This is a genomic window from Pseudonocardia terrae, assembly GCF_021343995.1.
GTDB classification, from domain to species: Bacteria; Actinomycetota; Actinomycetes; order Mycobacteriales; family Pseudonocardiaceae; genus Pseudonocardia; species Pseudonocardia terrae.
Window position 1 is genome coordinate 33,402 of the sequence record NZ_JAJTTE010000041.1, and the last position, 22,835, is coordinate 56,236.

Consider the following 22,835-nt stretch of genomic DNA (forward strand, 5'->3'; position numbering starts at 1 on the left):
TGGGAACTCAGGCCGCCGTGACGGGGACGATCTTCATCCCGGCCGGGGTGACGGCGCGTTGCACGATGAGCAGGAGCCCGTCGACGGCGAAGGCGAGCAGGACCGCGATCACGGTGTAGGCGAGCAGCTGGGAGACGGGCAGGGTCGGGTTGGTGATGACCGAGCCCAGGGTGTGCGGGTAGCCCGCCGTGCCGGCCAGATAGGCCGTCGCGATCACGAAGACCGTGCCGGTCCGGATCCCGGCCATGATCAACGGGACGGCGTGCGGCAGCTCGACCTGGGTGAGGATCTGCCAGCCGGTCATGCCCATCCCGCGCGCGGCCTCGACCGTGCCGGGCTCGACCTCGGCGACGCCGACGTAGGTGTTCGTGAGGATCAGGGGCAGCGCGAGGATGACCAGCGCGACCATGATGTTGATGAAACCCACGCCGTAGAGGCCGATCCCGATGGCGATGATCGCCAGGGTCGGCAGGGCGCGGAGCACGTTGGCCCCGTTCACGGCGAGCAGCGCGAAGCGGCGGGTGTGGCCGATCGCCGCACCCAGTGGCACGGCGATGGCGATGGCGATGACCACCGAGACCAGCGACAGCACCAGCTGCCCGGCGATGTCGCCCAGGACCCGGGCGGGGTTGTCGGCGACGAACCGCCAGGCATCGACGAGGACCATCTACGCACCTCCCCGGCGGGCCCGCGCCCACGGCGTGACGAGCCTGGTGAGGCCGACGATGAGCGCGTCGGCCACCAGGGCGAGCAGGATCGCCAGCACGCCCGCCGAGATCAGCCCGGAGATGAACGTGTTGCCGATGTAGAAGAGGATCGACTGGCCCAGCCCGTAGGGCGCGATGTACGCCGCGAGCGTCGCCAGCGAGATCGTGGTGACCGTGACGACGCGTAGGCCGGCCATCACCGCGGGCAGGGCCAGCGGGAAGGTGATCCGCACGAGGATCTGCCCGGGGGTGAGGCCCATCCCCAGCGCTGCGGCCCGGACCTCCGGCGGCACCGAGCGCAGGCCCGTGAGCGTGTTCCGGAACAGCAGCAACAGCGTGTAGCCGACCAGCGCGATCTCGATGGTGAACAGGCCGATGCCGGTCACCGGGATCATCAGCAGGAAGAAGCCCAGCACCGGGATCGTGTAGAGGATCGTCGAGAACACGACGGCCGGCGTCTCGAAGCGCGGCAGCCGGTACGCGACCAGCGCCGCGGGCAGCGCGATGACCAGCCCGATCACGATCGCGATGGCGCTCACGTAGACGTGCTGGACGAGCTCGGCCGCGAACCGGTCCCAGTGGTCGGCGAACCAGTCCCAGCAGAACGTCTCGTTGGCCTTGCACCCGGAGGTGTTGCCGAAGTCCGGGATGACGGGGCCCTGCAACCGGAGGCTCACGATCCGGCCGCCTCACGGATCTCCGCCAGGGTGACGGCGCCGGCGGGTCGACCCTCCTTCGTCACCTCCAGGACCTCCGCGTTGGCGGCCAGCAGCACCGAGAGCCCGACGCGCAGGGACGTCCCCGCCGACACCGACGGCGCGCCCGGCGGCGCCTCGCGCCCGGGATCGGCGAGCTCGCCCACGCTGCGCAGGGAGAGCCGCTTGAGCCCGCGGTCGGCGCCCACGAAGTCCGCGACGAAGTCGTCGACCGGGTCGCCGAGCAGCTCGTCCGCGCTGCCGTACTGCGCGAGTCGTCCGCCGGGCCGCAGCACCGCGATCTTGTCGCCCATCTTGATGGCCTCGTCGATGTCGTGGGTGACGAAGATGACCGTCTTGCGGATCTCGTTCTCCAGGGACAGGAACTCGTCCTGGATCTCGGCGCGGGTGATCGGGTCCAGGGCACCGAAGGGCTCGTCCATCAGCATCACCGGCGGGTCCGCGGCCAGGGCGCGGGCCAGGCCGATGCGCTGCTGCTGGCCGCCGGAGAGCTGGGCGGGGTAGCGCTTCGCGTAGCTGCGGTCGAGGCGGACCAGGTCGAGCAGCCGGCCGGTCCGCTCCGCGATCCGCTCCTTGTCCCAGCCGAGCAGCCGGGGGATCGTGCCGATGTTCGCGCCGATGGTCATGTGCGGGAACAACCCGACCTGCTGGATGACGTAGCCGATGTCGCGGCGCAGGGTGGTCACGTCGTAGGTCAGGACGCTGCGGCCACCGATCAGGATGTCCCCGGAGGTCGGCTCGATCAGGCGGTTGACCAGTTTCATCGCCGTGGTCTTGCCGCCGCCGGACGGCCCGACCAGGCAGCAGGTCTCGCCGGGCGGCACGGTGAGGGACAGGTCGTCGATCGCGGGGGCGTCCTGTCCCGGGTACCGCTTGGTCACGTGGCGGAACTCGATCGCGAGCGCCTCGCCCCGGTGCGAGGCGCCGACGGGCCCCTCCTGCGTGGCCGGATCGGTCATCCGTCGCACCTCCGTGCCTCGTCGCGTCGGCGACGCGCGCCCGGGTGGGCGGGAGGTAGCCGCGGTGACGGAGCCACCGGTACACGCGTCGTGATGCGCAACGCACCCTAGCCACGACGGGGTGACCCGGCAGGGTTGCGAAATGTGATCGTGATCCAGGCGCCGGGAGTATCCGAAAAGCCGGGAATGCGAACTACTTTCGCTGATGAGCTATTCGTGCCGGTTCAGCGGGGGCGACGTAGGAGCCGGGTCCGCGGTGGGCCGCCGTAGGTCAGCCTGCGCAGCAGGACCTCGGCGGGCCCGCGGCCCCCGGCCCGCTCCAGCAGCGTCGCGGCGAGCACCGACGCGATCCAGGTCGCGACGGCGAGCAGCGCCGCGCCGGGCACCCCGATCCGCGCCCCCAGGCCCAGGGTCCAGGCCGGGAGCAGCGCACAGAACACCATGGACTGGGCGAGGTAGAAGGTCAGGGACCGGCGGCCCGTCGCGACCAGGGCGCCCCTCACGGGGCCGGCCGCGCGGGTGGCGAGCAGGCCGAACAGCGCGGCATACCCGATCCCGCCGGCGAGCCCGCCGACCGAGTGCAGCACGCCGAGCAGGGCGGACGGGCCGACGGACGGCCGCCACCAGCCCGCGGCGGCGACCGCGAGCGGGAGCCCGGCGACCACCGCGACGACCAGCCCGCCCGTGGCCACCCGGACGAGCAGCCGGCGATGCCGCTCCGGCTCGTCGAGCAGCCCGCGCCGCGCGGCCAGGGCGCCGACGGCCAGCATCCCGGCGGTGAACAGGGCCGACGAGATCGTGCCGGCGAGCCATTCGCCGACGTGCAGGCGCACCGCCGTGCCGACGCCGGACGTCGCGACCGATGGCACGGTGAGCGCGCCCGTCCGCAGGCCCGTGCCGGCGCCGAGCAGGATCGTGATCGCCGCCCCGACGGCCGCGAGCGTCCGCAGCGTGACCTCGGCGCCGCGGACCAGGAACCTGGCCAGCAGGACCAACAGCAGCCCGTACGCGCCGACGATGTCGCCCGGGAACAGCAGGATCCCGTGCGCGGCCCCGAACGCGACCATCCACGCGCCCCGGCGGCGCAGCAGGCGGATCGCCGCCGCCTCGTCCCACCGCCGGGCCAGCTGCACCGCCCCGTACCCGACGAGCAGCGCGAACAGCGGGTAGGCGCGCCCGTCGACCAGCAGCATCTGCAGGAACGTGATCACCCCGCCCACCGCGCCCGGATCGTCCGGGTACCCGCGCACGCCGGGTGCGGCCGACAGGAAGAGGTGCACGTTGGCCAGCGCGATCAGCAGCAGCATCGCGCCCCGCGCCAGGTCGGGGGCGACCGCCCGGGCGGAGAGGGGCAGGGGAGCGGTCGTCACGCCCGAATCATCCCGTGGCGTCCGGTCCGGCGGTCATCGGGGCGCCCGGCGGGCCGATCCGTCCGGACGGGTCGGACGTCACACCGGGACCGCCGCCACCAGGGTGATCCCCGTCGCGGCGCACCCGCGGAGGGAGGGCTAGCCTCACGGCGTGTCCACTCCTGTCACCGTCACTGTCACCGGAGCCGCTGGCCAGATCGGTTACGCGCTGCTCTTCCGGATCGCCTCCGGGCAGCTCCTGGGGTCCGACACCCCGGTCAAGCTGAACCTGCTGGAGATCCCGCAGGCCGTCAAGGCTGCCGAGGGCACCGCCATGGAGCTGAGCGACGGCGCGTTCCCGCTGCTGGCCGGCGTCGACATCTTCGACGACGCCACCAAGGCCTTCGACGGGACGAACGTCGCCCTGCTCGTCGGCGCCCGCCCCCGCACGAAGGGCATGGAGCGCGGCGACCTGCTCGAAGCCAACGGCGGGATCTTCGCCCCGCAGGGCAAGGCGATCAACGCCGGCGCGGCCGACGACATCAAGGTCCTGGTCGTCGGCAACCCGGCGAACACCAACGCCCTCATCGCGCAGAGCGCGGCGCCGGACGTCCCGGCCGAGCGCTTCACCGCGATGACCCGCCTGGACCACAACCGCGCCCTCGCGCAGCTCTCGCAGAAGCTGGGCGTGCCGGTGTCCGAGATCACGAAGATGACGATCTGGGGCAACCACTCCGCCACCCAGTACCCGGACCTGTACCACGCCGAGGTCGGCGGCAAGATCGCCGCCGAGCAGGTCGAGGAGTCCTGGCTGAAGGACGAGTTCATCCCGACCGTCGCCAAGCGCGGCGCGGCGATCATCGAGGCCCGCGGCGCGTCCTCCGCCGCCTCGGCCGCCTCCGCGGCGATCGACCACGTCCACACCTGGGTCAACGGCACCGCCGAGGGCGACTGGACCTCCATGGCCGTCCCGTCCGACGGGTCGTACGGCGTGGCCGAGGGCATCATCTCCTCCTTCCCGGTCACCACGAAGAACGGGAAGTACGAGATCGTGCAGGGCCTGGAGATCAACGAGTTCTCCCGCGAGAAGATCGACGCCTCCGTGGCCGAGCTGGTCGAGGAGCGCGAGGCCGTGAAGGGCCTCGGCCTGATCTGACCCGCTGCACTATGGAACCATAATGCGCTCTGAGCAGGGCTTTCAGCGCTTTATGGTCCCATAGTGCGTTCAGGGGCGGTCAGTCCTCGAGGACCGCGATCGCGAAGGACTCCCCGGGCAGCGTGATGTCCGACTGCTCGCTCGCCGTCGGTTCGCTGGCCAGCAGGATGCGGGTGATGGTGGCGCCGAGGTCGAGCGCGACCTCCTCCGCCCCGAGGTTGACCAGCACCCTCAGCCGGCCGCGGTGGATGACCAGCGTGCGGGCCTCGGGGTGGACGTCGACGGCCACCTCGTCGAGCCACGGGTCGGAGAGCTCCGGCCACGCCTTGCGCAGGGCGATGAGCTCCTTGTGCATCGCGAGCAGGGTCGCGTGCGGCTCCTGCTCCTGCTCGGTCCAGTCCAGCTTCGAGTCGAGGAAGGTGCTCTCGGCGTTGGGGTCGGGGACCTCGACGTCGCCCCAGCCGTGCTCGGCGAACTCCGCGGTGCGGCCCTTGCGGACGGCCTCGCGCAGCCCCTCGTCCGGGAAGTAGGAGAAGAACTGCCACGGGGTGCGGGCGCCCCACTCCTCGCCCATGAACAGCATCGGCGTGAACGGCGAGGTGAACAGGATCGCCGCGCCGCAGGCCAGGATGCCGGGGGAGAGCAGCTGGGTGAGCCGGTCGCCGGTGGCCCGGTTGCCGATCTGGTCGTGGTTCTGCAGGTAGGTCACGAAGCGGTGGCCCGGGATCCGGGCGGTGTCGACGGGGGCCCCGTGCGTCCGCCTGCGGAAGCTCGACCAGGTGCCCTCGTGCAGGAACCCACGGGTCAGCACGTGGGCCAGTCCCGCGAGGTCGGCCTCGGCGAAGTCGGCGTAGTAGCCCTGGACCTCGCCGGTGAGCACGCTGTGCAGGCAGTGGTGGATGTCGTCCGTCCACTGCGCCGTCATCCCGAGCCCGCCGCCCTCGCGCGCCGTGATCATCCTCGGGTCGTTGAGGTCCGACTCCGCGATCAGCGACAGCGGCCGCCCGACGTGCGCCTCGAGGGCGGCGACCTCCACCGCCAGCTGCTCGAGGACGTGCTGCGCGCGGGTGTCGCGCAGGGCGTGCACGGCGTCGATGCGCAGCCCGTCGACGTGGAAGTCCCGCAGCCACATCAGCGCGTTGTCGATGGCGTACCGGCGCACCTCGTCCGACCACGGGCCGTCGAGGTTGAGCGAGGGGCCCCAGATGTTGGAGCCGGCGAAGTACGGGCCGAACCGGTCGAGGTAGGCGCCCGAGGGGCCGAGGTGGTTGTAGACGACGTCGAGGACCACCCCGAGCCCACGGGCGTGCGCGGCGTCGACCAACCGTTTGAACCCGTCCGGGCCGCCGTAGTTCTCGGTGACGGCGTACCAGCCGACGCCGTCGTAGCCCCAGTTCCGGGGCCCGTCCACGGCGTTGACGGGTAGCACCTCGACAATGTCGACGCCCAGCGCGACCAGGTGGTCGAGCTTCTCGATCGCCGAGTCGAAGGTGCCCTCGTCGGTGAAGGTGCCGATGTGGCACTCGTAGAGCACGCTGCCGGCCAGCGTGCGTCCGGTCCACGCCTGGTCGGTCCACCAGAAGGACGCCTGGTCGTAGCGGCGCGACGCCGAGTGGACCCCGTTGGGCTGCCACGTCGACCGCGGATCGGGCAGGGGGGTGGGGTCGTCGCCGACCAGGAAGGCGTAGGCCGAGCCCGGGCCGTTGTCCTCGATGTCGGCGCGCCACCAGCCGCCCGGTTCCCGCCGCATCGCGTACGTCTCGCCGTCCACCAGGACCCGGACCCTGTCCTTCTCCGGCGCCCACACCGCGTACTCAGCCACGGGGGAATCCTGCCCAACGGACGCCCGATGCGCCCGCCCGGGCCACGTGACACGCGGCGCAGGGGCGTGCGGGAGGCACCTGCTCGGGTGCGGCCGGTTCCCGCCGCCACCGCACGGCGGGACCCGGGGGTCGGGATCGCCGGCCGGCCGGGGGGCACGGAGTCGGCCGGCGATCCCGGCAACGGAGGTTCCGGTGGGATGGGGGATCGGACCCGGACCTTGTGTTGCCCGGTCGAGGGTAGGAACGGCACGGCAGGCCGGAATCGGCCGTTCAGCCGCACTTTTGCGCAGAATATCCCCGTGTCGAGAAGTACGTCTGCCGAACCATTTCCGCCGGTTCGTCCCGCGATCACCGGCGGCCGGATTCCTCCAGGTCGGCGGCGATGGCGTGGGTGTCGCGGGCGCGCTCGTCGAGTCGCCGCGACAGGTGTTCGAGAATACGGCCCAGCTCCGCGGTGGTGGCCGGATCGGCGTCGCCGATCCCGGTCACCACGTCGCGGTCGAAAAGGGCGAACAATCGCCCGGCCAGGTCGCGGCCCTGGTCGGTCAGGTCCACGAGCACGCTGCGCCGGTCACGCGGGTTCGAGCGGCGGACGACGTGCCCGGCCAGCTCGAGGCGGTCCAGCTGGGCGGTCACGCTCGCCGGCGTGACGCCCACGCGGCGGGCCAGCGCCGACGGCGTCCTCGGACCCGCGTGCAGCAGGTGCACCAGGATCGTGGTCTCCGGGACGCCCAGGCCCACGAGCCGGGCCACGGTGTGGCGGTAGGCGTCCGAGGCGGCCAGGACGTTCTTCAGTCGTACTGCGATCTCACTCACCGAACTCCTTGTCACCCGTTGTCGCTCGTCCTCGAGTCGATCTTTACTTCGATCGCCGAGATATCAGGTGGTCAACGTAAAGACCGGGGGCGGAGTTCCGGGGCGTGAGCTGCGTCATGTGCATCGGGGTGCGGTGCACGAGACGCCTGGCCTCGGCCGGTCCGGGATCGGGCCGGCCGAGCGCCCATCAGGCCGGGCGGACGAGCAGGGCGACGGGGTAGCGGGCCAGCAGCGTCGCCAGCCGCGGCGCGCTCCCGTCGACCGGGGTGTCGGTGATCATGTCGTGCCAGTCCGCGGCGCCGTCGGGCAGCGGGAGCACCGTGTCGCCCCAGCCGCCCTTCGCCCCGAGCCCGACGGGCAGCCGGGTCGCGACGGCGACGAGCCTGGGGCTGCGGGTGAACGCCACCGCGTGCTCGGCCGCCCGACCCTGCGCCGGCACGGCCCGGTAGCCGCGGAAGAGCTCGGGACGGTACCTCCGCAGCCGCGCGGCCGAGGCGGTGACCAGCAGCTTCGCCGCGCCCTCGGTCGTGGTGTCGTCGATCCCGGGCAGCCAGCCCTCGTCGAGCCTCGCGAGCAGCCGCCGGCGGGCCGCGAAGTCGACCGGGCGCCGGTTGTCCGGGTCGACCAGGGAGTACTCGAACAGCTCGGTGCCCTGGTAGACGTCAGGCACGCCCGGCGCGGCGAGCTGGAGGATCTTCTGGCCCAGCGAGTTCGACCAGCCGGGCGCCGAGATCCGCTCGACGAACGCGGTGATCTCGGCGACCAGCTCGGCGTCGCCCAGGACCCGCTCCGGCCAGGCGGCGATCGCCTCGTCGACCTCCGGGACGGCCTCGACGTGGCTGGTGGCGAGCTTGGCCTCCTTCGACGCCTTGCCGAGGTAGGCGGCCAGCCGGTCCGCCGGGATCGGCCAGGCGCCGACCACGCTCTGCCAGGCCAGCAGCTCCAGCGACCGCTCCGGCAGCGGGTGCCGGGCCGACCAGCGGCGCACTCGCTCCACCCACTCGCCGGGGATCTCGGCGAGGACGGCCAGCCGCGCGCGGACGTCCTCGGAGCGCTTGGTGTCGTGCGTCGACAGGGTGGTCATCGTGCGCGGCCACCCCGCTTCGCGGACGGACAGCGCGGCGTGGAAGGCGGCGGGGGACAGGCCGAAGCGGCCCGGGTCGCCGCCGACCTCGTTGAGCGCGACGAGCCGGTTGTACCGGTAGAAGGCGGTGTCCTCGACGCCCTTGGCCATGACCATGCCGGAGGTCTGCTGCACCCGGGTGGCGAGCAGGCCCTGCGGGTCGGCGAGCATCGCCGCGTGGATCGCCTCGAGGACCGGCGCGAGGTCCGGCCGGTTCGCCCGGGCCACGGCGACCGCGGTGTCGAGCGCCTCCCGGCCCTCCGGCAGGTAGCTGCGGTAGACCGGGAACCCGCAGAGGAACTCGGCCACCGCGTCCCGGACCCGGTCCGCGGCCGGGCCCGGCTCCTCCTCGGTCGACGGCGCGGCCTCCGGCACCGGGACCAGCGCAGCGATGCGCCGGACCTCGGCCGCCAGGATCGTGTCGGCCACCTCGCGGCGCCCCTGGTGCTCGGCCGCGTGCGACGAGACCTTGGCGCCGGTGTGCTCGGCCGTGAACTGGGTGAGCAGCCCGGCCCCGGCGGGGTCGACGAACACGCCCTGGACGTCGGCGAGCGCCTCGTACCCCGAGGTGCCGTCGACCGGCCAGGAGACCGGCAGCTCCTCGCCGAGGTGCAGGATCTTCTCCACGAGTAGCCAGCGGTCCGGCCCGAGCGCCGCGCGCAGCCGGCGCGCGTAGCCGCCCGGGTCGGAGAGCCCGTCCGGGTGGTCGACGCGCAGCCCGATGATCGTGGGGCCCTCGTCGAGCCACCGCAGGATCTCGCGGTGCGTGTCGGCGAAGACCTCGGGCAGCTCGACGCGCACCGCGGCGAGCGTGGAGACGTCGAAGAACCGTCGGTAGGTCAGCTCCGCCGCGCCCCTCTTCCAGGAGACCAGCCGGTAGTGCTGCCGCTCGTGGATCTCGGCGACCGACCCGTGCTCGGTGCCCGGCGCCAGCGGGAAGGCGTGCTCGTAGTAGCGCAGCTCGCCGTCCTGCACCGACAGCTCCGACAGGGCCTTCGGCTCGTCGGCGTCGAGGATCGGCAGCAGCAGTGGGCCCGCGGCCCAGTCGATGTCGAAGTGCCCGGCCCAGCGCGAGCCCTCCCCGTGCCGCAGGACGTCCCACCACCACGGGTTGGCCTTCGGCACCTCGACGCCGACGTGGTTGGGCACCACGTCGAGCAGCATCGTCAGGTTCGCCTCGCGCAGCCGGGCCAGCAGGGCGCGCAGCCCCTCCGGCCCGCCGCGCTCGGCGGAGATCCGGGTGGGGTCGACGACGTCGTACCCGTGGTTGGAGCCGGCCCCGGACTCGAGCAGCGGCGACGCGTAGAGCGCCCCGATCCCGAGCCGCTCCAGGTAGTCGACCAGGCCCTCCGCGTCGGCGAAGGTCTGGTCGCGGGAGAACTGCAGCCGGTAGGTCGAGGAGGGGATCGGTCGGGGCATCACACGGTCCGCTGGAGGACGAGGAGGGAACGCGCGGGCACGGTGTGCGTGGCGCCGGCCCGGGTCATCGGCGGCTCGGCCGCGATCACGCCCGGCGCGGTGGACAGGGTGACCACCTCGCCCGCCGCCGTGTCGACGACGATCGCCCACTCCTTGCCGTACTGCACGGTGGGCAGCGTGACCTCGATGTCCTCCCAGTGCGCGTTGAACGCCACGAGGAACGAATCGTCCGTGACCCGCTCGCCGCGCGGGTCGAGGTCGGAGATGCCCTCGCCGTTCAGGAACGCGATCACGCACTTGCCGAAGCCCGAGTCCCAGTCCCCTTCGGTCATCTCGGTGCCGTCCGGGGTGAACCAGGCGATGTCGGCCAGCGAGTCCCGGCGGCGCGGCGCGATCGGTCTGCCCTGGAAGAAGCGCCGGCGCCGGAACACCGGGTGTGCGTGGCGAAGGGCCGCCACGCCGGCGGTGAACCCGACCAGCCCCGCGTTCTTCCCCGCCAGCGACCAGTCCACCCAGGAGATGTCGTTGTCCTGGCAGTAGACGTTGTTGTTGCCGCCCTGGGTGCGGCCCAGCTCGTCGCCGTGCAGCAGCATCGGCACGCCCTGGCTCAGCATCAGCGTCGTGATGAAGTTGCGCTGCTGGCGGGCGCGCAGCTCCAGCACCCCCTGGTCGTCCGTGGGGCCCTCGACGCCGCAGTTCCAGGAGCGGTTGTGGCTCTCGCCGTCGTTGCCGCCCTCGCCGTTGGCGTCGTTGTGCTTGTCGTTGTAGGACACCAGGTCGGCGAGGGTGAACCCGTCGTGCGCGGTGACGAAGTTGATCGACGCGTACGGCCGCCGCCCGTCCTCCTGGTAGAGGTCCGAGCTGCCGGTGAGCCGGGAGGCGAACTCGCCGAGGGTCCCCGGCTCGCCGCGCCAGAAGTCCCGCACGGTGTCCCGGTACTTGCCGTTCCACTCCGTCCACAGCGGCGGGAAGTTGCCGACCTGGTACCCGCCCGGCCCGACGTCCCACGGCTCGGCGATCAGCTTCACCTGCGAGATCACCGGGTCCTGCTGCACGAGGTCGAAGAACACCGACAGCCGGTCGACGTCGTAGAACTCGCGGGCGAGGGTGGAGGCGAGGTCGAAGCGGAAGCCGTCGACGTGCATCTCGGTGACCCAGTACCGCAGGGAGTCCATGATCAGCTGCAGCGTGTGCGGGTTGCGGACGTTGAGCGAGTTCCCCGTGCCCGTGTAGTCCATGTAGTAGCGCGGGTCGTCCTCGACCAGCCGGTAGTAGGCGTGGTTGTCGATGCCGCGGAAGGACAGCGTCGGGCCCATGTCGGAGCCCTCGGCGGTGTGGTTGTAGACGACGTCGAGGATCACCTCGATGCCCGCCTCGTGCAGGTCGCGCACCATGGCCTTGAACTCGTGCACCTGGCTGCCGGGCCGGCTGTTGCGCATGGTGTACGCGTGGTGCGGGGCGAGGAAGGCCAGCGTGTTGTAGCCCCAGTAGTTGGAGAGGCCCTTCTCCTGCAGGTGGTGGTCGTTGAGGAACTCGTGCACCGGCATGAGCTCCACGGCCGTGACCCCGAGCCGCTGCAGGTGCTCGATCATCACCGGGTGCGCCAGGCCGGCGTAGGTGCCGCGCAGCTCCTCCGGGATGTCCGGGTGCGCGATCGTGAGCCCGCGGACGTGCGCCTCGTAGATGACCGACTCGTGGTACGGGATCTTCGGCGGACGGTCCGAGCCCCAGTCGAAGTACGGGTTGACCACCACGGACTTGGGCACGAAGGGCGCCGAGTCCCGGTCGTTGCGCGAGAGCGCGTCCCCGAAGTTGTAGCCGAAGACCGCCTCGTCCCACCTCACCGGGCCGTCGAGTGCCTTGGCGTACGGGTCGACCAGCAGCTTCTTCGGGTTGCACCGCAGGCCCTGCGCCGGGTCGTACGGCCCGTGCACGCGGTAGCCGTACCGCTGCCCGGGCTCGACGGAGGGGAGGTATGCGTGCCACACGAAGCCGTCGACCTCGGTGAGCGCGACCCGGGTCTCCTTGCCACGCGGGCTGAACAGGCAGAGCTCGACCTTCTCGGCGGCCTCGGAGAACACGGCGAAGTTCGTCCCGGCCCCGTCGTAGCTCGCACCCAGCGGGTACGGGTTGCCCGGCCACGGACGCATGCGATCCCCTACTTCCCGGCGGGAGTCCGCCGACCGTCTCGTACTGCTCGTCTCGTTCTGGAAGAACCCGGCAACGCTACCGGGGGCGATGGTCAGGAGTCGGCGAGCCGCGCGGGGAAGCCGCCCGTGGCGACCGGGCTCCACCGGGTGGGTGTGATGCGGATCAACGCCTTGCCCTGGTCGCGCATCGCCTGCCGGTACTCGTCCCAGTCCGGGTGCTCGCCGGAGATCGCGCGGAAGTAGTCGACCAGGGGCTCGACGGCCTCCGGCAGGGTGATCAGCTCGGCCTCGCCGTCGACCTGCACCCAGGGGCCGTTGAACTCGTCCGAGAGCACGACGACGGAGGCGGTGCCGGTGCGCGCGACGTTGCGGGCCTTGGTCCGCTCCGGGTAGGTCGACACCACGATCCGGCCCTCCGCGTCGACCCCCGCGGTGACCGGGGATCCCTGGACCCCGCCGTCGGACCGGGTGGTGAGCAGGACGACCTTGTGCCGGGGCCGGAGGAACTCGAGGAGCTCCTCCCGCTCGACGGGCGTGTTCGTGGCGATCGTGCGGGGCATGGCGGGAACTCTAGGAGAGGCCACCGACAACCGCCCCTCGCGACGCCCGCGGCCGGGTAGGGTCCGCCGTGATGAGCACCGTGTTCACGAAGATCATCGACGGCGAGCTGCCCGGCCGGTTCGTCTGGTCGGACGAGCGCTGCGTCGGGTTCCTGTCCATCAACCCGCTCGGCCCGGGGCACACCCTGGTCGTGCCGCGCGAGGAGGTCGACCACTGGGTCGACGCCGACCCGGACCTGGTCGCGCACCTCACCGCCGTGTCGCACACGATCGCCAAGGCGGTCGAGGCGCTCTGGCAGCCGCCGCGCGTCGGGTTCCTGGTGGCCGGGTTCGAGGTCCCGCACCTGCACCTGCACGTGTTCCCCGCGTGGGACATGGCCGCGTTCGACTTCGCCAACGCGGCGAAGTCGGTCGACGACGCCGAGCAGGACGGGATCGCCGACCGGCTGCGAACCGCCCTGCGCGAGGCCGGCCACGGCGACCGTGTGGCCACCACCGGAAAGCGCTAGGCGTGCGGCTGGTCCTGGTCCGGCACGGCCTGCCGGACCGGGTCGTCGGCGCGCCCGAGGCTCCTGTCCGGGCCGATCCCGGCCTCACCGAGCTCGGCCTGCGGCAGGCGGAGCGGGTGGTCGGGGCGTTGGCCGGCGAGCCGGTCGACGCGGTCTACGCGAGCACGATGACCCGCGCCCGGCAGACCGCCGAGCCGCTCGCCCGGGCCCGCGGCCTCGAGGTCCGCACCGTGCACGACCTGCGTGAGTACGACGCCGACCAGCAGCAGTACCTGCCGGTGCACCTGCTGGCCCGGGAGAACCCCGACGAGTGGCGGCGGATGGTCGAGGGCCACCTGCCCGAGCACGTCGACGTCCCGGCCTTCCGCGCGCGGGTCGTCGCGGCGCTGGAGGAGATCGTCGCGGCGCACCCGGGACGGGGGACCGCGGTGGTCTTCGCGCACGCCGGCGTGATCAACGTCTACCTCGGGCACCTGCTCGGGATCGAGCGGGCGCTGCCCTTCCCGCTCGACTACACGGGCCTGACCAGGGTCGTCGCCCGCCGCGACGGCGTCCGCAAGCCGCGGACGGTCAACGAGCTCGCCCACGTCGCCGACCTGCTGGAGCCCGCCGGCCGCACGTGACCATCGGGTGCCGACCGGTGTCCGACGGGCCCGGTACTGGCCACCGCTCGTAGAGTGGCGGGCGTGAGCGTGCAGCCATCCTCCGTTCTGTCGTCGATCAGGGGCCCGGCGGACCTCAAGCGGCTCGGCCCCGACGCGCTGGCCGGGCTGGCGTCGGAGATCAGGGACTTCCTGGTCAGCGCGGTGTCCCGGACCGGCGGGCACCTCGGCCCGAACCTCGGCGTGATCGAGCTGACGATCGCGCTGCACCGGGTCTTCGACTCCCCGCGGGACACCCTGATCTGGGACACCGGGCACCAGGCGTACGTCCACAAGCTGCTCACCGGCCGCCAGGAGGGCTGGGACCGGCTGAAGAAGACGGGCGGGCTCTCCGGTTACCCGAGCCGGACCGAGAGCGTGCACGACCACGTGGAGTCCAGCCACGCGTCGTCGTCGCTGTCCTGGGCGGACGGGCTGGCCCGCGCCTACTCGCTCACCGGCCAGCAGCGGCACGTCGTGGCCGTGATCGGCGACGGCGCGCTGACCGGCGGCATGGCCTGGGAGGCACTGAACAACATCGCCGCGGCCCAGGACCGCAACGTCGTCGTCGTGGTCAACGACAACGGCCGCTCCTACGCGCCCACCATCGGCGGCCTGGCCGACCGGCTCGCCACGCTCCGCCTGCAGCCGGGCTACGAGAAGCTGCTCGAGGCGGGCAAGCACACGCTGCGCGGCACACCGGTCGTCGGGCCCGCCGTCTACGCCGGACTGCACGCGCTCAAGGCCGGCCTCAAGGACGCGATCAGCCCCCAGGAGCTCTTCGCCGACCTCGGGCTCAAGTACTTCGGCCCGGTCGACGGGCACGACGTGGCCGCCATGGAGTCCGCGCTGCGCCGGGCCCGGCACTTCGGCGGCCCGGTCGTGGTGCACGCCGTGACCCGCAAGGGCAACGGCTACGCCCCGGCCGAGAACGACGAGGCCGAGCAGATGCACAGCCCGGCGGCCTTCGACCCGCGGACCGGCCTGCCGACCGGCCCGAAGACCACCGGCTGGACCAGCGTGTTCGCCGAGGAGCTCGTCCGGCTCGGCGGCGAGCGGCCCGATCTCGTCGCGATCACCGCGGCGATGCTGGGCCCGACCGGGCTGGCGAAGTTCCAGAAGGAGTTCCCGGAGCGCTGCGTCGACGTCGGGATCGCCGAGCAGCACGCGCTCACCTCGGCGGCCGGCCTCGCGCGCGGCGGGATGCACCCGGTGGTCGCGGTTTACTCGACGTTCCTCAACCGCGCCTTCGACCAGCTGATGATGGACGTGGCGCTGCACCGCGAGCCCGTCACGCTCGTGCTGGACCGGGCGGGCGTCACCGGCAACGACGGGCCCTCGCACAACGGCATGTGGGACCTGTCGATCCTCGGCGTCGTCCCGGGCATCCGGGTCGCCGCCCCGCGCGACGCGGCCACCCTGCGCGAGGAGCTGGGCGAGGCCGTCGCCGTCGCCGACGGGCCCACCGCCCTGCGGTTCCCGAAGGGCCCGGTCATCGAGTCGGTCCCGGCCGTGCGCCGTGCCGGCACGGTCGACGTGCTGCGCGAGGAGCGGGCCAACGGCACCGCCCCGGCGGTGCTGATGGTGTGCGTCGGCGCGTTCGGCGAGCTGGGTGTGGAGGCCGCCGAGCGGCTGGCCCGGCAGGGCGTGTCCGTCACCGTCGTCGACCCGCGGTGGGTGCTGCCGGTGCCGTCGGAGCTGGTCGAGATGGCGCGGGCGCACCAGCTCGTGGTCACCGTGGCCGACGCCGGCCGGCACGGCGGCTTCGGCTCCGCCCTGGCCGACGCGCTGCGCACCGCCGAGGTCGACGTCCCGCAGCGGGACGTGGCCCTGCCGCAGGAGTTCCTCGAGCACGGCGCGCGCTCCGACGTCCTGGCCGCCGTCGGGCTCACCGCGCAGGACGTCGCCCGCCGGGTGACCGAGTGGGCGGTGAAGGTGCCGGGCTGCCTGCCCGCCGGGCCCGGGCCGGTCGTGGGGGCGGCGGACGGCGCCGTCCTCGAGCCCGGTGTCGAGTCCGCCGTCGACACCGCCGTCGACACCGCCGTCGAGTCCGGAGTCGACACCGGCCCGTCGACGGGCGAGCAGGCGGGCTGATGCGCGTCCTGGTCGTCGAGGACGAGGCCCCGCTGGCGGAGGCCGTCGCGCGCGGCCTGCGGCGCGAGGGCATGGCGGTCGACGTCGCGCTCGACGGGGACACCGGGCACGAGAAGTCCTCGATCACCCGCTACGACGTCGTCGTGCTGGACCGGGACCTGCCCGGGATGCCCGGCGACGACCTGTGCGCGGCCATCGTGGGCGGGGGCGGCACCACCCGCGTCCTCATGCTCACCGCCAGCGGCACGCTCGAGGACAAGGTCGACGGCCTGTCCCGCGGCGCGGACGACTACCTCGCCAAGCCCTTCGACTTCCCCGAGCTGGTGGCGCGGGTGCGGGCGCTGGGCCGCCGGTCCGCCCCCGCGGTCCCGCCCGTGCTGGTGGCGGGGGACGTGGCCCTGGACCCGGCACGGCGGACGGTGACCCGCGCGACCTCGCCGGTCGAGCTGACCCGCAAGGAGTTCGGCGTCCTCGAGGTGCTGATGGGCGCGGGTGGCGCGGTCGTGTCCAGCGAGGAGCTGCTCGAACGGGTCTGGGACGAGAACGCCGACCCCTTCACCACCACGGTGCGGGTCACGGTGATGACCCTGCGCAAGAAGCTCGGTGAGCCCGGCGTGATCGAGACCGTGGTCGGCGCCGGGTACCGGGTGCCCTCCGCCGGCTGACGGGCGGCCGGAGGGGAGGGCGGGGTGCGCACGCGGCTCACGCTGCGCTGGCAGCTCACGCTTCTCGGCACCGGGCTGGTCGCGCTGGTCAGCGCGCTGCTGCTGTGGCTGGGCTGGCTGCTCGTGGGCGGCGTGGCGGCGTCGGTGCCGTCGTTGCCGCCCGGCACCCCGGTCCGGGTCGGCCTCGTCGAGGTCCCGGCCGAGCAGGTCACGAGCGCCGTGCGCGACGCGGCGCGCGGCGAGGTGCTGCACGCGGGCCTGATCGCCTTCCCGCTGGTCGTGCTGGCCGCGGGGCTCACGTCCTGGGTGCTGGTCGGGCGGGTGCTCGCCCCGCTGCACGAGGTCACCGCCACCGCCCGGCGGCTCTCGGCGGAGAATCTCGACGCCCGCCTGGACCTGCGCGAGGCCCGCGGCGAGCTGGCGGAGCTCGCCACGACCTTCGACGCGATGATGGACCGGCTGCAGGGCGCCTTCGAGGTGCAGCGCCGGTTCGTGGCCAACGCCAGCCACGAGCTGCGCACCCCGCTCTCCGTGCTGCGCACCGAGGTCGACGTCACGCTGGCCGACCCGGCGGCCGACGTCGCCGAGCTGCGGCGGATGGGCGAGGTGGTCCGCGACGCCACCCGCCGGGCGGACGACCTCGTGTCCGGGCTGCTGGTGCTCGCCCGCACCGAGGCGCTGGGGGAGATCGCCGAACCGGCACGACGCCCGGTCGACCTGCGCGACGCCGGGGCGCACGCCGTGCGGGTCACCGCGACCGAGGCGGCGCGCCGCGGGCTGCACGTGTGGACCATCGGCGGCCCGGCGCCGGTCACGGGCGATCCCGCGCTCCTGGAGCGCGTGGCGGGCAACCTCGTGGAGAACGCCGTGCGGCACAACGTCGACGGCGGCTGGGTCGAGGTGTGCACCGCGCCGCTCGAGGACGGGGCGGAGCTGCGGGTCTCCTCCAGCGGGCCGGAGATCGACCCCGGCCGGGTGGGGGAGCTGTTCGAGCCGTTCCGGCGCGGCCCGGTGCCGCGCACGGGCGGGACCGCGGGGTCCGGTCTGGGGTTGTCGATCGTGCGCGCCGTGGTGGCGGCGCACGGGGGCGTGGTGCGGGCAGAGGCGGTCCCGGGCGGCGGTCTGACGGTGGTGGTCCGACTGCCCACCCACCCGGGCTGAGGGTCCGGCGGGTCAGCCGACGGACTGCACGACCTTGGAGATCCCGCCGTAGATGCCCGCGCGGGCGCTGTCGCGGGCGGCGCGCATCCTCACGCGACCGGCCGGACCGGCGCCGTGCCAGCCGAGCAGCGACTGGCCCCAGCGGCTGCGGGCGAGCCGGGTCGGACCGGCGGCGAGGGCCTGCCTGGCCCAGCGCTCGGCGATCTCGTCGTGCCCGTCCCGGTAGGCGAACACCGCGGGCTGCACGTAGGCCAGGCCCGGGTGCAGCCGCGTCATCATCGGCGCGTACTCGGTGAGCATCTTGTCCAGCGCCTCGTACCGCGCGGTGCGGTTGGAGCTGATGCTGCCCGTGCGCATGAGCCGCATGTCGACCAGGTAGCGGCGGATGCCGTAGAAGAGCGGGGTCGACGACCAGGCGCCGATCCGCAGCCACATCTCCAGGTCGACGGCGCTGGCGATGCTGGTGTCGAAGACGCCGACCTCGTCGAAGCAGCTGCGGCGCACCAGGAGCGAGCTGCCGTTGTGCGTCGGGTTGTTCTCGGCGAGGAACCGGTCCATGTCGCAGGGGCCGGCGGGCTGCCAGCGGGGCCCGACGACGCGTCCGCTCTCCAGCATCACGCGGGTGTGGCAGAAGGTCGCGCCGACCGGGCCGGGGGCGGTGTTCAGGGTGTGCAGCTGGCGGCGGAGGAACTCCGGGTGCCAGCGGTCGTCGCCGTCGAGGAAGGCCACGAACGGCGCCGTGGTCTCGGCGATGCCGAGGTTGCGGGCGGCGCCGGAGCCCGCGTTGGTGGTCGAGATGAGCCGGATCCGGGCGTCGAGGGCCGCCCGCGCGCGGACGACGTCCGCCGTGTCGTCCGTGGAGCCGTCGTCGACGACGACGTAGTCGAAGCGGCCCTCGCTCTGCCGCCTCACCGAGTCGATGGCCTCCCCGATCCACCGTCCGACGTTGTACGCCGGCGTGATCACCGAGACCACCGCTGCATTCTTCGGCACGAATCGGACCCTAGCAATGGGACCGGGTGGTCGCTCCCGCGACCCCATTCACTCTTTGGGTTCGTGTGCAGCGGAGTGATTAGGGGCAGTCCGTCACGCTTTGTGTTTCCCGGACGTGACGGCGGGAGGCCCGTCGCCCTCCGCTATCGTCTCGCAGATGACGTTCGATGCGCGGGTTCTCCTCGCCCGCCGGCTGCGTTTCCTCCCCGACCGGCCCTTCGCCATCGCCAAGCACGCCCTCTTCCAGGGCGAGCTGACCACGCTCCGCAACCCCGTGACCTGGTCACAGCTGCTCGCCGCGAAGAACCTGCAGGAGCAGGACCCCGTGGTCCGGCAGACGTCCGACAAATACGCGGTGCGCGAGTACGTCACGGAGAAGGTAGGCGAGGATTACCTGATTCCGCTCCACCAGGTCGTCGACAATGCTGCGGACCTCGACTTCGACACGATCCCCGGTCCGTGCGTGATCAAGGGGACGCACGGTTGTGACATGACCGTGCTGGTCCCGGACCTGGCCGCGGCCGACCGGGCCGCCATCCGCGAGACGGTCCGGCGCTGGCTGGCCACCGACTTCTACAAGGCGGGCTGGAAGGAGACGCCGTACCGCGGGCTGAAGCCGCGCGCCGTCGTCGAACGCTTCATCGGCACCCCGAACGGGGACGCGCCCACGGACTACAAGTTCTTCATGTTCGGCGGCGTCCCCGGCATGGTCGTGGTCGACCAGGACCGCTTCACCGGGCACACCTCGACGATGCTGACACCCGAGTGGCAGCAATACGACATCAGCGGCCGGTTCGCTTTCGCCGAGAACCTTCCCGAGCAGCCGGCGAACTACACGGAGATGCTCGAGGTCGCCACGGCACTCAGTGCCGAATTCGCATTCGCCCGGATCGATCTCTACAACGTCGACGGCAAGATCTATTTCGGCGAGATCACCCACAACCCGGGCGGCGGTCTGGTGCGGTTGCAGCCGCGGGAATTCGACCGCGCGCTCGGGGACATGTGGCGCCACGGCACCCCGGTCCCCGAGCGGTTCGTCGCGAAGGCCTGAGCGGCCGCGGGCGCTCGGGAGCGCACGGGTCCCCGAGCGCTCAGGAGCGCACGGCGTCCGGCAGGCCGCGCGGGTTCCGCTGCCCGCGCAGCCACCGGAGCACCACCGGCGCCACCACGAGGGCGAGCCCGATCTCGATGGCGAGCGTCGCCCAGCCCACCGCGTCGAGCCCGAGCGGACCGTGGAGCACCGCGACGCCGGCGATGAGCAGGGCCGACTGCACGAGCTGGATCCAGGCGAGTGGCGCCGTGCGGTTCTCCAGGCGCGTCATCGTCATGTACAGCGACACCACCACACGCGGGAACACCGAGATCATCAGCAGCTGCAGCAGGAACGTGGCGTTCTCGCGGTACTGGGTGCCGTAGAGCTGCAGCAGCCACGGGGCGGCCAGCGCGATCACCACCGAGGCCGGGAGCACCGTGAGCGCGATGCGGCGCAGCACCGCGCGGGCGTAGCGGTGCGCGTGCGCGGGATCCCGGGCCGCCTCGGCGACCAGCGACGACGTGATGCCCATCGTGAGTAGGTTCATCGCCGTGAACACCGTCTGCGCCGGCAGGAAGTACGCGCCCTCCTCGGGCCCCATCAGCCCGACGATCAGGACCGGCAGGAAGGTCGACGACATCTGGTTGCAGACCTGGCCCGCGTAGTCGCCCGCCATGTACCGGGCGAGCGTCCGCCGGCTCACCGGCTCCTGGTCCTGGCAGGTGGCCGCGACGTGCCGGGGCAGCAGCCGCCGGAAGAGCAGCAGCGTGACCGGGACGATCAACGCGACGACCGGCAGCGTCCACGAGGTGAACACGCCGTCGCTCACCGCGGACTGCGCCACGACGACCAGCAGGACCAGCTTGACGATCCCGTAGATCCCGTTCTCCAGCGGGATCCACATGGACTCGCGCAGCCCGGTCAGTGCCGCGTCCTGCAGGTTGAACAGCGACCAGATCACGACGGAGGCGACGAACCACAGCGCGAACGGCCAGCTCATGTGGAGCGGGTCGCCCTCCGCGCGGAACAGGTGGCAGTACACCGCCACCCCGCCCGCACCCACGATCCCGAGTCCGGACGACACGACGTAGGACAGCAGGATCAGCCGCGACGACGCCGTGCCCGCCCTCGGTAGGAACCGGATGAGCGCCTGCCCGAAGTTCAGCTGCGTCAGCACCGAGACCAGCAGCATCAGCGAGGTCAGCGCGTTGCCGCGGCCGACCTCCGAGTCCGGGTAGGTGCGCGCCGCGACTACCCAGTAGAGCAGCCCGAAGGCGGAGTTCACCGCCGTGTTGAGCATCAGGGCGTAGGTGTTGCGGTACAGCGGGACGGCGAGCTCCCTGCGGATCCCGTGGATCCGGCCGCGGAGCCCGCTCGGCGTTCTCGGGGCGCGCTCGGTGGTCGGCCGGGTCACCGGCGGCCCGCGCGGGCGTTCGGGCTCTCCCGCGCCTGCCGGCCGATGCCCGACCAGGCGAAGCCCGCGCGGCGCACCACGGCCGGGTCGAGCAGGTTGCGGGTGTCGACAACGGTGCGCGCGGCGACCGTCCCGGCCAGCCGGGTCCAGTCCAGGGACCGGAACTCGGGCCACTCGGTCAGCACCACGATCGCCTCCGCGCCCGCGGCGGCCTCGTACGGGTCGTCGACGAGCGACAGCGTGCGGGGGTCGAGGCCGGCGGCCGCGGCGGAGCCCACCGGGACACCCGGGTCGTACGCGACGAGCTCGGCGCCGGCCTGGCGCAGCAGCGCGGCGACGCCGAGGGCGGGGGAGTCCCGCAGGTCGTCCGTGCCCGCCTTGAACGTGAGGCCGAACAGGCCCAGCCGGGTCTTGGTGAGCGGCCCGCCGCGGCGGCCCGTGACCGCGACCCGGACCTTGTCGACCATCCGCTGGAACTGCCGGGTGTTGGTGTCGATGCTCGCCCGCAGCAGGCGGAACTCGAAGTCCGCCGAATCGGCGACCTGGAGCAGGGCGTGGGTGTCCTTGGGCAGGCAGGAACCGCCCCAGCCCGGGCCCGGCGACAGGAAGGCCTGACCGATCCGGCGGTCGTAGCCCATGCCCTCGGTCACGTCGGCGACGTCGGCGTCGACCCGCTCGCACAGCTCCGCCAGCGCGTTGACGTAGGAGAGCTTCATGGCGAGGAAGCAGTTCGCCGCGTACTTGATCATCTCGGCGCTGGCCGCGTCCGTGAGCACGGTGGGCGCGCCGAGGCGGGCGTAGAGCGCCGCGACGCGCTCGGCGGCGTCCTGCGACGAGTTCGAGCCGACCACGATGCGGTCCGGGTGCAGGAAGTCGTGGACCGCGGACCCCTCGCGGAGGAACTCGGGGTTGCTTGCGACCTCGACGTCGTCCCGCGCGAGCAGCTCGCTGGTCCGGTCCGCGGTACCCACCGGCACGGTCGACTTGTTGACGACCACGCAGCCCGCCGGCATGGCCTCGCGGACCTCCTCGACGACGGCCTCGACCGCGGCCAGGTCGGCCACCCCACCGACGCCCATCGGCGTCGGGACGCAGAGGAACATCACCTCGACGGGGCGACCCTCGGACTCCAGCTCCTTGAGGGCCTCGCCCGCGCCGACGACGAACGAGAGCCGGCCCGCGGCCAGACCCTCGGACACCAGCTCGGCCAGCCCGGGCTCGCGGATCGCGATCTCCCCGCGCGAGAGCGCCTCGACCTTCCGTTCGTCGATGTCGGCGCACACCACGCGGTGGCCGAGCGAGGCGAGGCAGGCTCCGGTGGTCAGGCCGACGTAGCCGGTGCCGACCACGGCGACCGTTCGTGCGAACAAGCTGGCTCCCCCTGAAGGTGTGTCCGACGGCGACACTGCGTCCAACGACCGTGAGGTCGACTGCGACACGATCGACCGTAGACCAGCCGTCTCGTCGCGGAACGCACAGGTCCGGCCCGCCCCGCCCGCCGAAACGGTCCCCCGCAATCGTCCGAACGAGTGCCTTGCTACGTTCGC

General features: G+C 72.6%; 19 protein-coding genes. 7 read left to right on the forward strand and 12 right to left on the reverse strand.

Annotation, left to right across the window (positions count from 1 at the left end; translation table 11 throughout):
* Positions 1 to 7: 7 nt before the first annotated feature.
* From LWC33_RS24390 to LWC33_RS36230, 4 genes are all read right to left on the reverse strand, one after another.
* Complete coding sequence (locus LWC33_RS24390) at positions 8 to 667, reverse strand: ABC transporter permease (protein ID WP_233306835.1); 660 nt, start codon at positions 665 to 667, stop codon at positions 8 to 10.
* A complete protein-coding gene (locus tag LWC33_RS24395; RefSeq protein WP_233306836.1) occupies positions 668 to 1,384 on the reverse strand; it encodes an ABC transporter permease in 717 nt (238 codons plus the stop codon).
* Complete coding sequence (locus LWC33_RS24400; protein ID WP_233306838.1) at positions 1,381 to 2,382, reverse strand: ABC transporter ATP-binding protein; 1,002 nt, start codon at positions 2,380 to 2,382, stop codon at positions 1,381 to 1,383. The genes LWC33_RS24395 and LWC33_RS24400 overlap by 4 nt, the downstream gene beginning before the upstream one ends.
* Before the next feature lie 224 nt (positions 2,383 to 2,606).
* Positions 2,607 to 3,752, reverse strand: coding sequence for a DUF418 domain-containing protein (locus LWC33_RS36230; RefSeq protein ID WP_233306840.1), 1,146 nt, complete (start codon positions 3,750 to 3,752; stop codon positions 2,607 to 2,609).
* Between the two features lie 151 nt (positions 3,753 to 3,903).
* Between LWC33_RS36230 and LWC33_RS24410 the strand changes: the two genes are divergently transcribed.
* Positions 3,904 to 4,887 (forward strand): malate dehydrogenase, encoded by a 984-nt coding sequence (locus LWC33_RS24410; RefSeq protein WP_233306841.1) that lies wholly within the window; start codon positions 3,904 to 3,906, stop codon positions 4,885 to 4,887.
* Between the two features lie 79 nt (positions 4,888 to 4,966).
* Here the strand turns inward: LWC33_RS24410 and treZ are convergent, their stop codons facing one another.
* From treZ to LWC33_RS24435, 5 genes are all read right to left on the reverse strand, one after another.
* On the reverse strand, positions 4,967 to 6,709 hold the full coding sequence (treZ, locus tag LWC33_RS24415; RefSeq protein ID WP_233306842.1) for a malto-oligosyltrehalose trehalohydrolase: 1,743 nt from the start codon (positions 6,707 to 6,709) through the stop codon (positions 4,967 to 4,969).
* 349 nt (positions 6,710 to 7,058) lie between these two features.
* Positions 7,059 to 7,526, reverse strand: a complete 468-nt coding sequence (locus tag LWC33_RS24420; protein ID WP_233306844.1) for a MarR family winged helix-turn-helix transcriptional regulator — start codon at positions 7,524 to 7,526, stop codon at positions 7,059 to 7,061.
* Between the two features lie 187 nt (positions 7,527 to 7,713).
* Positions 7,714 to 10,068, reverse strand: coding sequence for a malto-oligosyltrehalose synthase (gene treY / locus LWC33_RS24425; protein ID WP_233306845.1), 2,355 nt, complete (start codon positions 10,066 to 10,068; stop codon positions 7,714 to 7,716).
* Positions 10,068 to 12,218 (reverse strand): glycogen debranching protein GlgX, encoded by a 2,151-nt coding sequence (gene glgX / locus LWC33_RS24430; protein WP_233306847.1) that lies wholly within the window; start codon positions 12,216 to 12,218, stop codon positions 10,068 to 10,070. Before glgX ends, treY begins: the two co-directional genes overlap by 1 nt.
* A 92-nt stretch (positions 12,219 to 12,310) precedes the next feature.
* A complete protein-coding gene (locus tag LWC33_RS24435; RefSeq protein ID WP_233306848.1) occupies positions 12,311 to 12,778 on the reverse strand; it encodes a PPOX class F420-dependent oxidoreductase in 468 nt (155 codons plus the stop codon).
* A gap of 71 nt (positions 12,779 to 12,849) precedes the next feature.
* Between LWC33_RS24435 and LWC33_RS24440 the strand changes: the two genes are divergently transcribed.
* The 5 genes from LWC33_RS24440 to LWC33_RS24460 all read left to right on the forward strand — a co-directional run bounded on the left by LWC33_RS24440 (position 12,850) and on the right by LWC33_RS24460 (position 17,848).
* On the forward strand, positions 12,850 to 13,287 hold the full coding sequence (locus tag LWC33_RS24440; protein ID WP_233306850.1) for an HIT family protein: 438 nt from the start codon (positions 12,850 to 12,852) through the stop codon (positions 13,285 to 13,287).
* A gap of 2 nt (positions 13,288 to 13,289) precedes the next feature.
* Positions 13,290 to 13,910 carry a histidine phosphatase family protein gene (locus tag LWC33_RS24445; RefSeq protein WP_233306852.1) on the forward strand — a complete coding sequence of 207 codons (621 nt, stop codon included), beginning with the start codon at positions 13,290 to 13,292 and terminating at the stop codon, positions 13,908 to 13,910.
* 69 nt (positions 13,911 to 13,979) lie between these two features.
* A complete protein-coding gene (dxs, locus tag LWC33_RS24450) occupies positions 13,980 to 16,022 on the forward strand; it encodes a 1-deoxy-D-xylulose-5-phosphate synthase (RefSeq protein ID WP_233306880.1) in 2,043 nt (680 codons plus the stop codon).
* Positions 16,022 to 16,687 (forward strand): response regulator transcription factor, encoded by a 666-nt coding sequence (locus LWC33_RS24455; RefSeq protein ID WP_233306854.1) that lies wholly within the window; start codon positions 16,022 to 16,024, stop codon positions 16,685 to 16,687. Before dxs ends, LWC33_RS24455 begins: the two co-directional genes overlap by 1 nt.
* A 24-nt stretch (positions 16,688 to 16,711) precedes the next feature.
* A complete protein-coding gene (locus LWC33_RS24460) occupies positions 16,712 to 17,848 on the forward strand; it encodes a sensor histidine kinase (RefSeq protein ID WP_233306855.1) in 1,137 nt (378 codons plus the stop codon).
* Positions 17,849 to 17,860: 12 nt separating this feature from the next.
* Here LWC33_RS24460 and LWC33_RS24465 read toward each other — a convergent pair whose 3' ends face one another.
* Positions 17,861 to 18,841 carry a glycosyltransferase family 2 protein gene (locus tag LWC33_RS24465; RefSeq protein ID WP_233306857.1) on the reverse strand — a complete coding sequence of 327 codons (981 nt, stop codon included), beginning with the start codon at positions 18,839 to 18,841 and terminating at the stop codon, positions 17,861 to 17,863.
* 157 nt (positions 18,842 to 18,998) lie between these two features.
* On the opposite strand from LWC33_RS24465, the gene LWC33_RS24470 reads away from it, so the two are divergent.
* Positions 18,999 to 19,892 (forward strand): ATP-grasp fold amidoligase family protein, encoded by an 894-nt coding sequence (locus tag LWC33_RS24470; RefSeq protein ID WP_233306858.1) that lies wholly within the window; start codon positions 18,999 to 19,001, stop codon positions 19,890 to 19,892.
* Between the two features lie 40 nt (positions 19,893 to 19,932).
* On the opposite strand, the gene LWC33_RS24475 is transcribed toward LWC33_RS24470, so the two are convergent.
* Together LWC33_RS24475 and LWC33_RS24480 are read right to left on the reverse strand one after the other, a co-directional pair.
* Complete coding sequence (locus LWC33_RS24475) at positions 19,933 to 21,288, reverse strand: lipopolysaccharide biosynthesis protein (RefSeq protein ID WP_233306859.1); 1,356 nt, start codon at positions 21,286 to 21,288, stop codon at positions 19,933 to 19,935.
* Positions 21,285 to 22,658, reverse strand: a complete 1,374-nt coding sequence (locus LWC33_RS24480; RefSeq protein WP_233306861.1) for a UDP-glucose dehydrogenase family protein — start codon at positions 22,656 to 22,658, stop codon at positions 21,285 to 21,287. Before LWC33_RS24480 ends, LWC33_RS24475 begins: the two co-directional genes overlap by 4 nt.
* Between the last annotated feature and the right edge of the window lie 177 nt (positions 22,659 to 22,835).

Coding starts and splice junctions, on each gene's coding strand:
- LWC33_RS24435 (WP_233306848.1), bottom strand. CDS start 12,778: ATGCCCCGCACGATCGCCACGAACACGCCCGTCGAGCGGGAGGAGCTC.
- treY (WP_233306845.1), bottom strand. CDS start 10,068: ATGCCCCGACCGATCCCCTCCTCGACCTACCGGCTGCAGTTCTCCCGC.
- LWC33_RS24455 (WP_233306854.1), top strand. CDS start 16,022: ATGCGCGTCCTGGTCGTCGAGGACGAGGCCCCGCTGGCGGAGGCCGTC.
- glgX (WP_233306847.1), bottom strand. CDS start 12,218: ATGCGTCCGTGGCCGGGCAACCCGTACCCGCTGGGTGCGAGCTACGAC.
- LWC33_RS24440 (WP_233306850.1), top strand. CDS start 12,850: ATGAGCACCGTGTTCACGAAGATCATCGACGGCGAGCTGCCCGGCCGG.
- LWC33_RS24470 (WP_233306858.1), top strand. CDS start 18,999: ATGACGTTCGATGCGCGGGTTCTCCTCGCCCGCCGGCTGCGTTTCCTC.
- LWC33_RS24390 (WP_233306835.1), bottom strand. CDS start 667: ATGGTCCTCGTCGATGCCTGGCGGTTCGTCGCCGACAACCCCGCCCGG.
- LWC33_RS24400 (WP_233306838.1), bottom strand. CDS start 2,382: ATGACCGATCCGGCCACGCAGGAGGGGCCCGTCGGCGCCTCGCACCGG.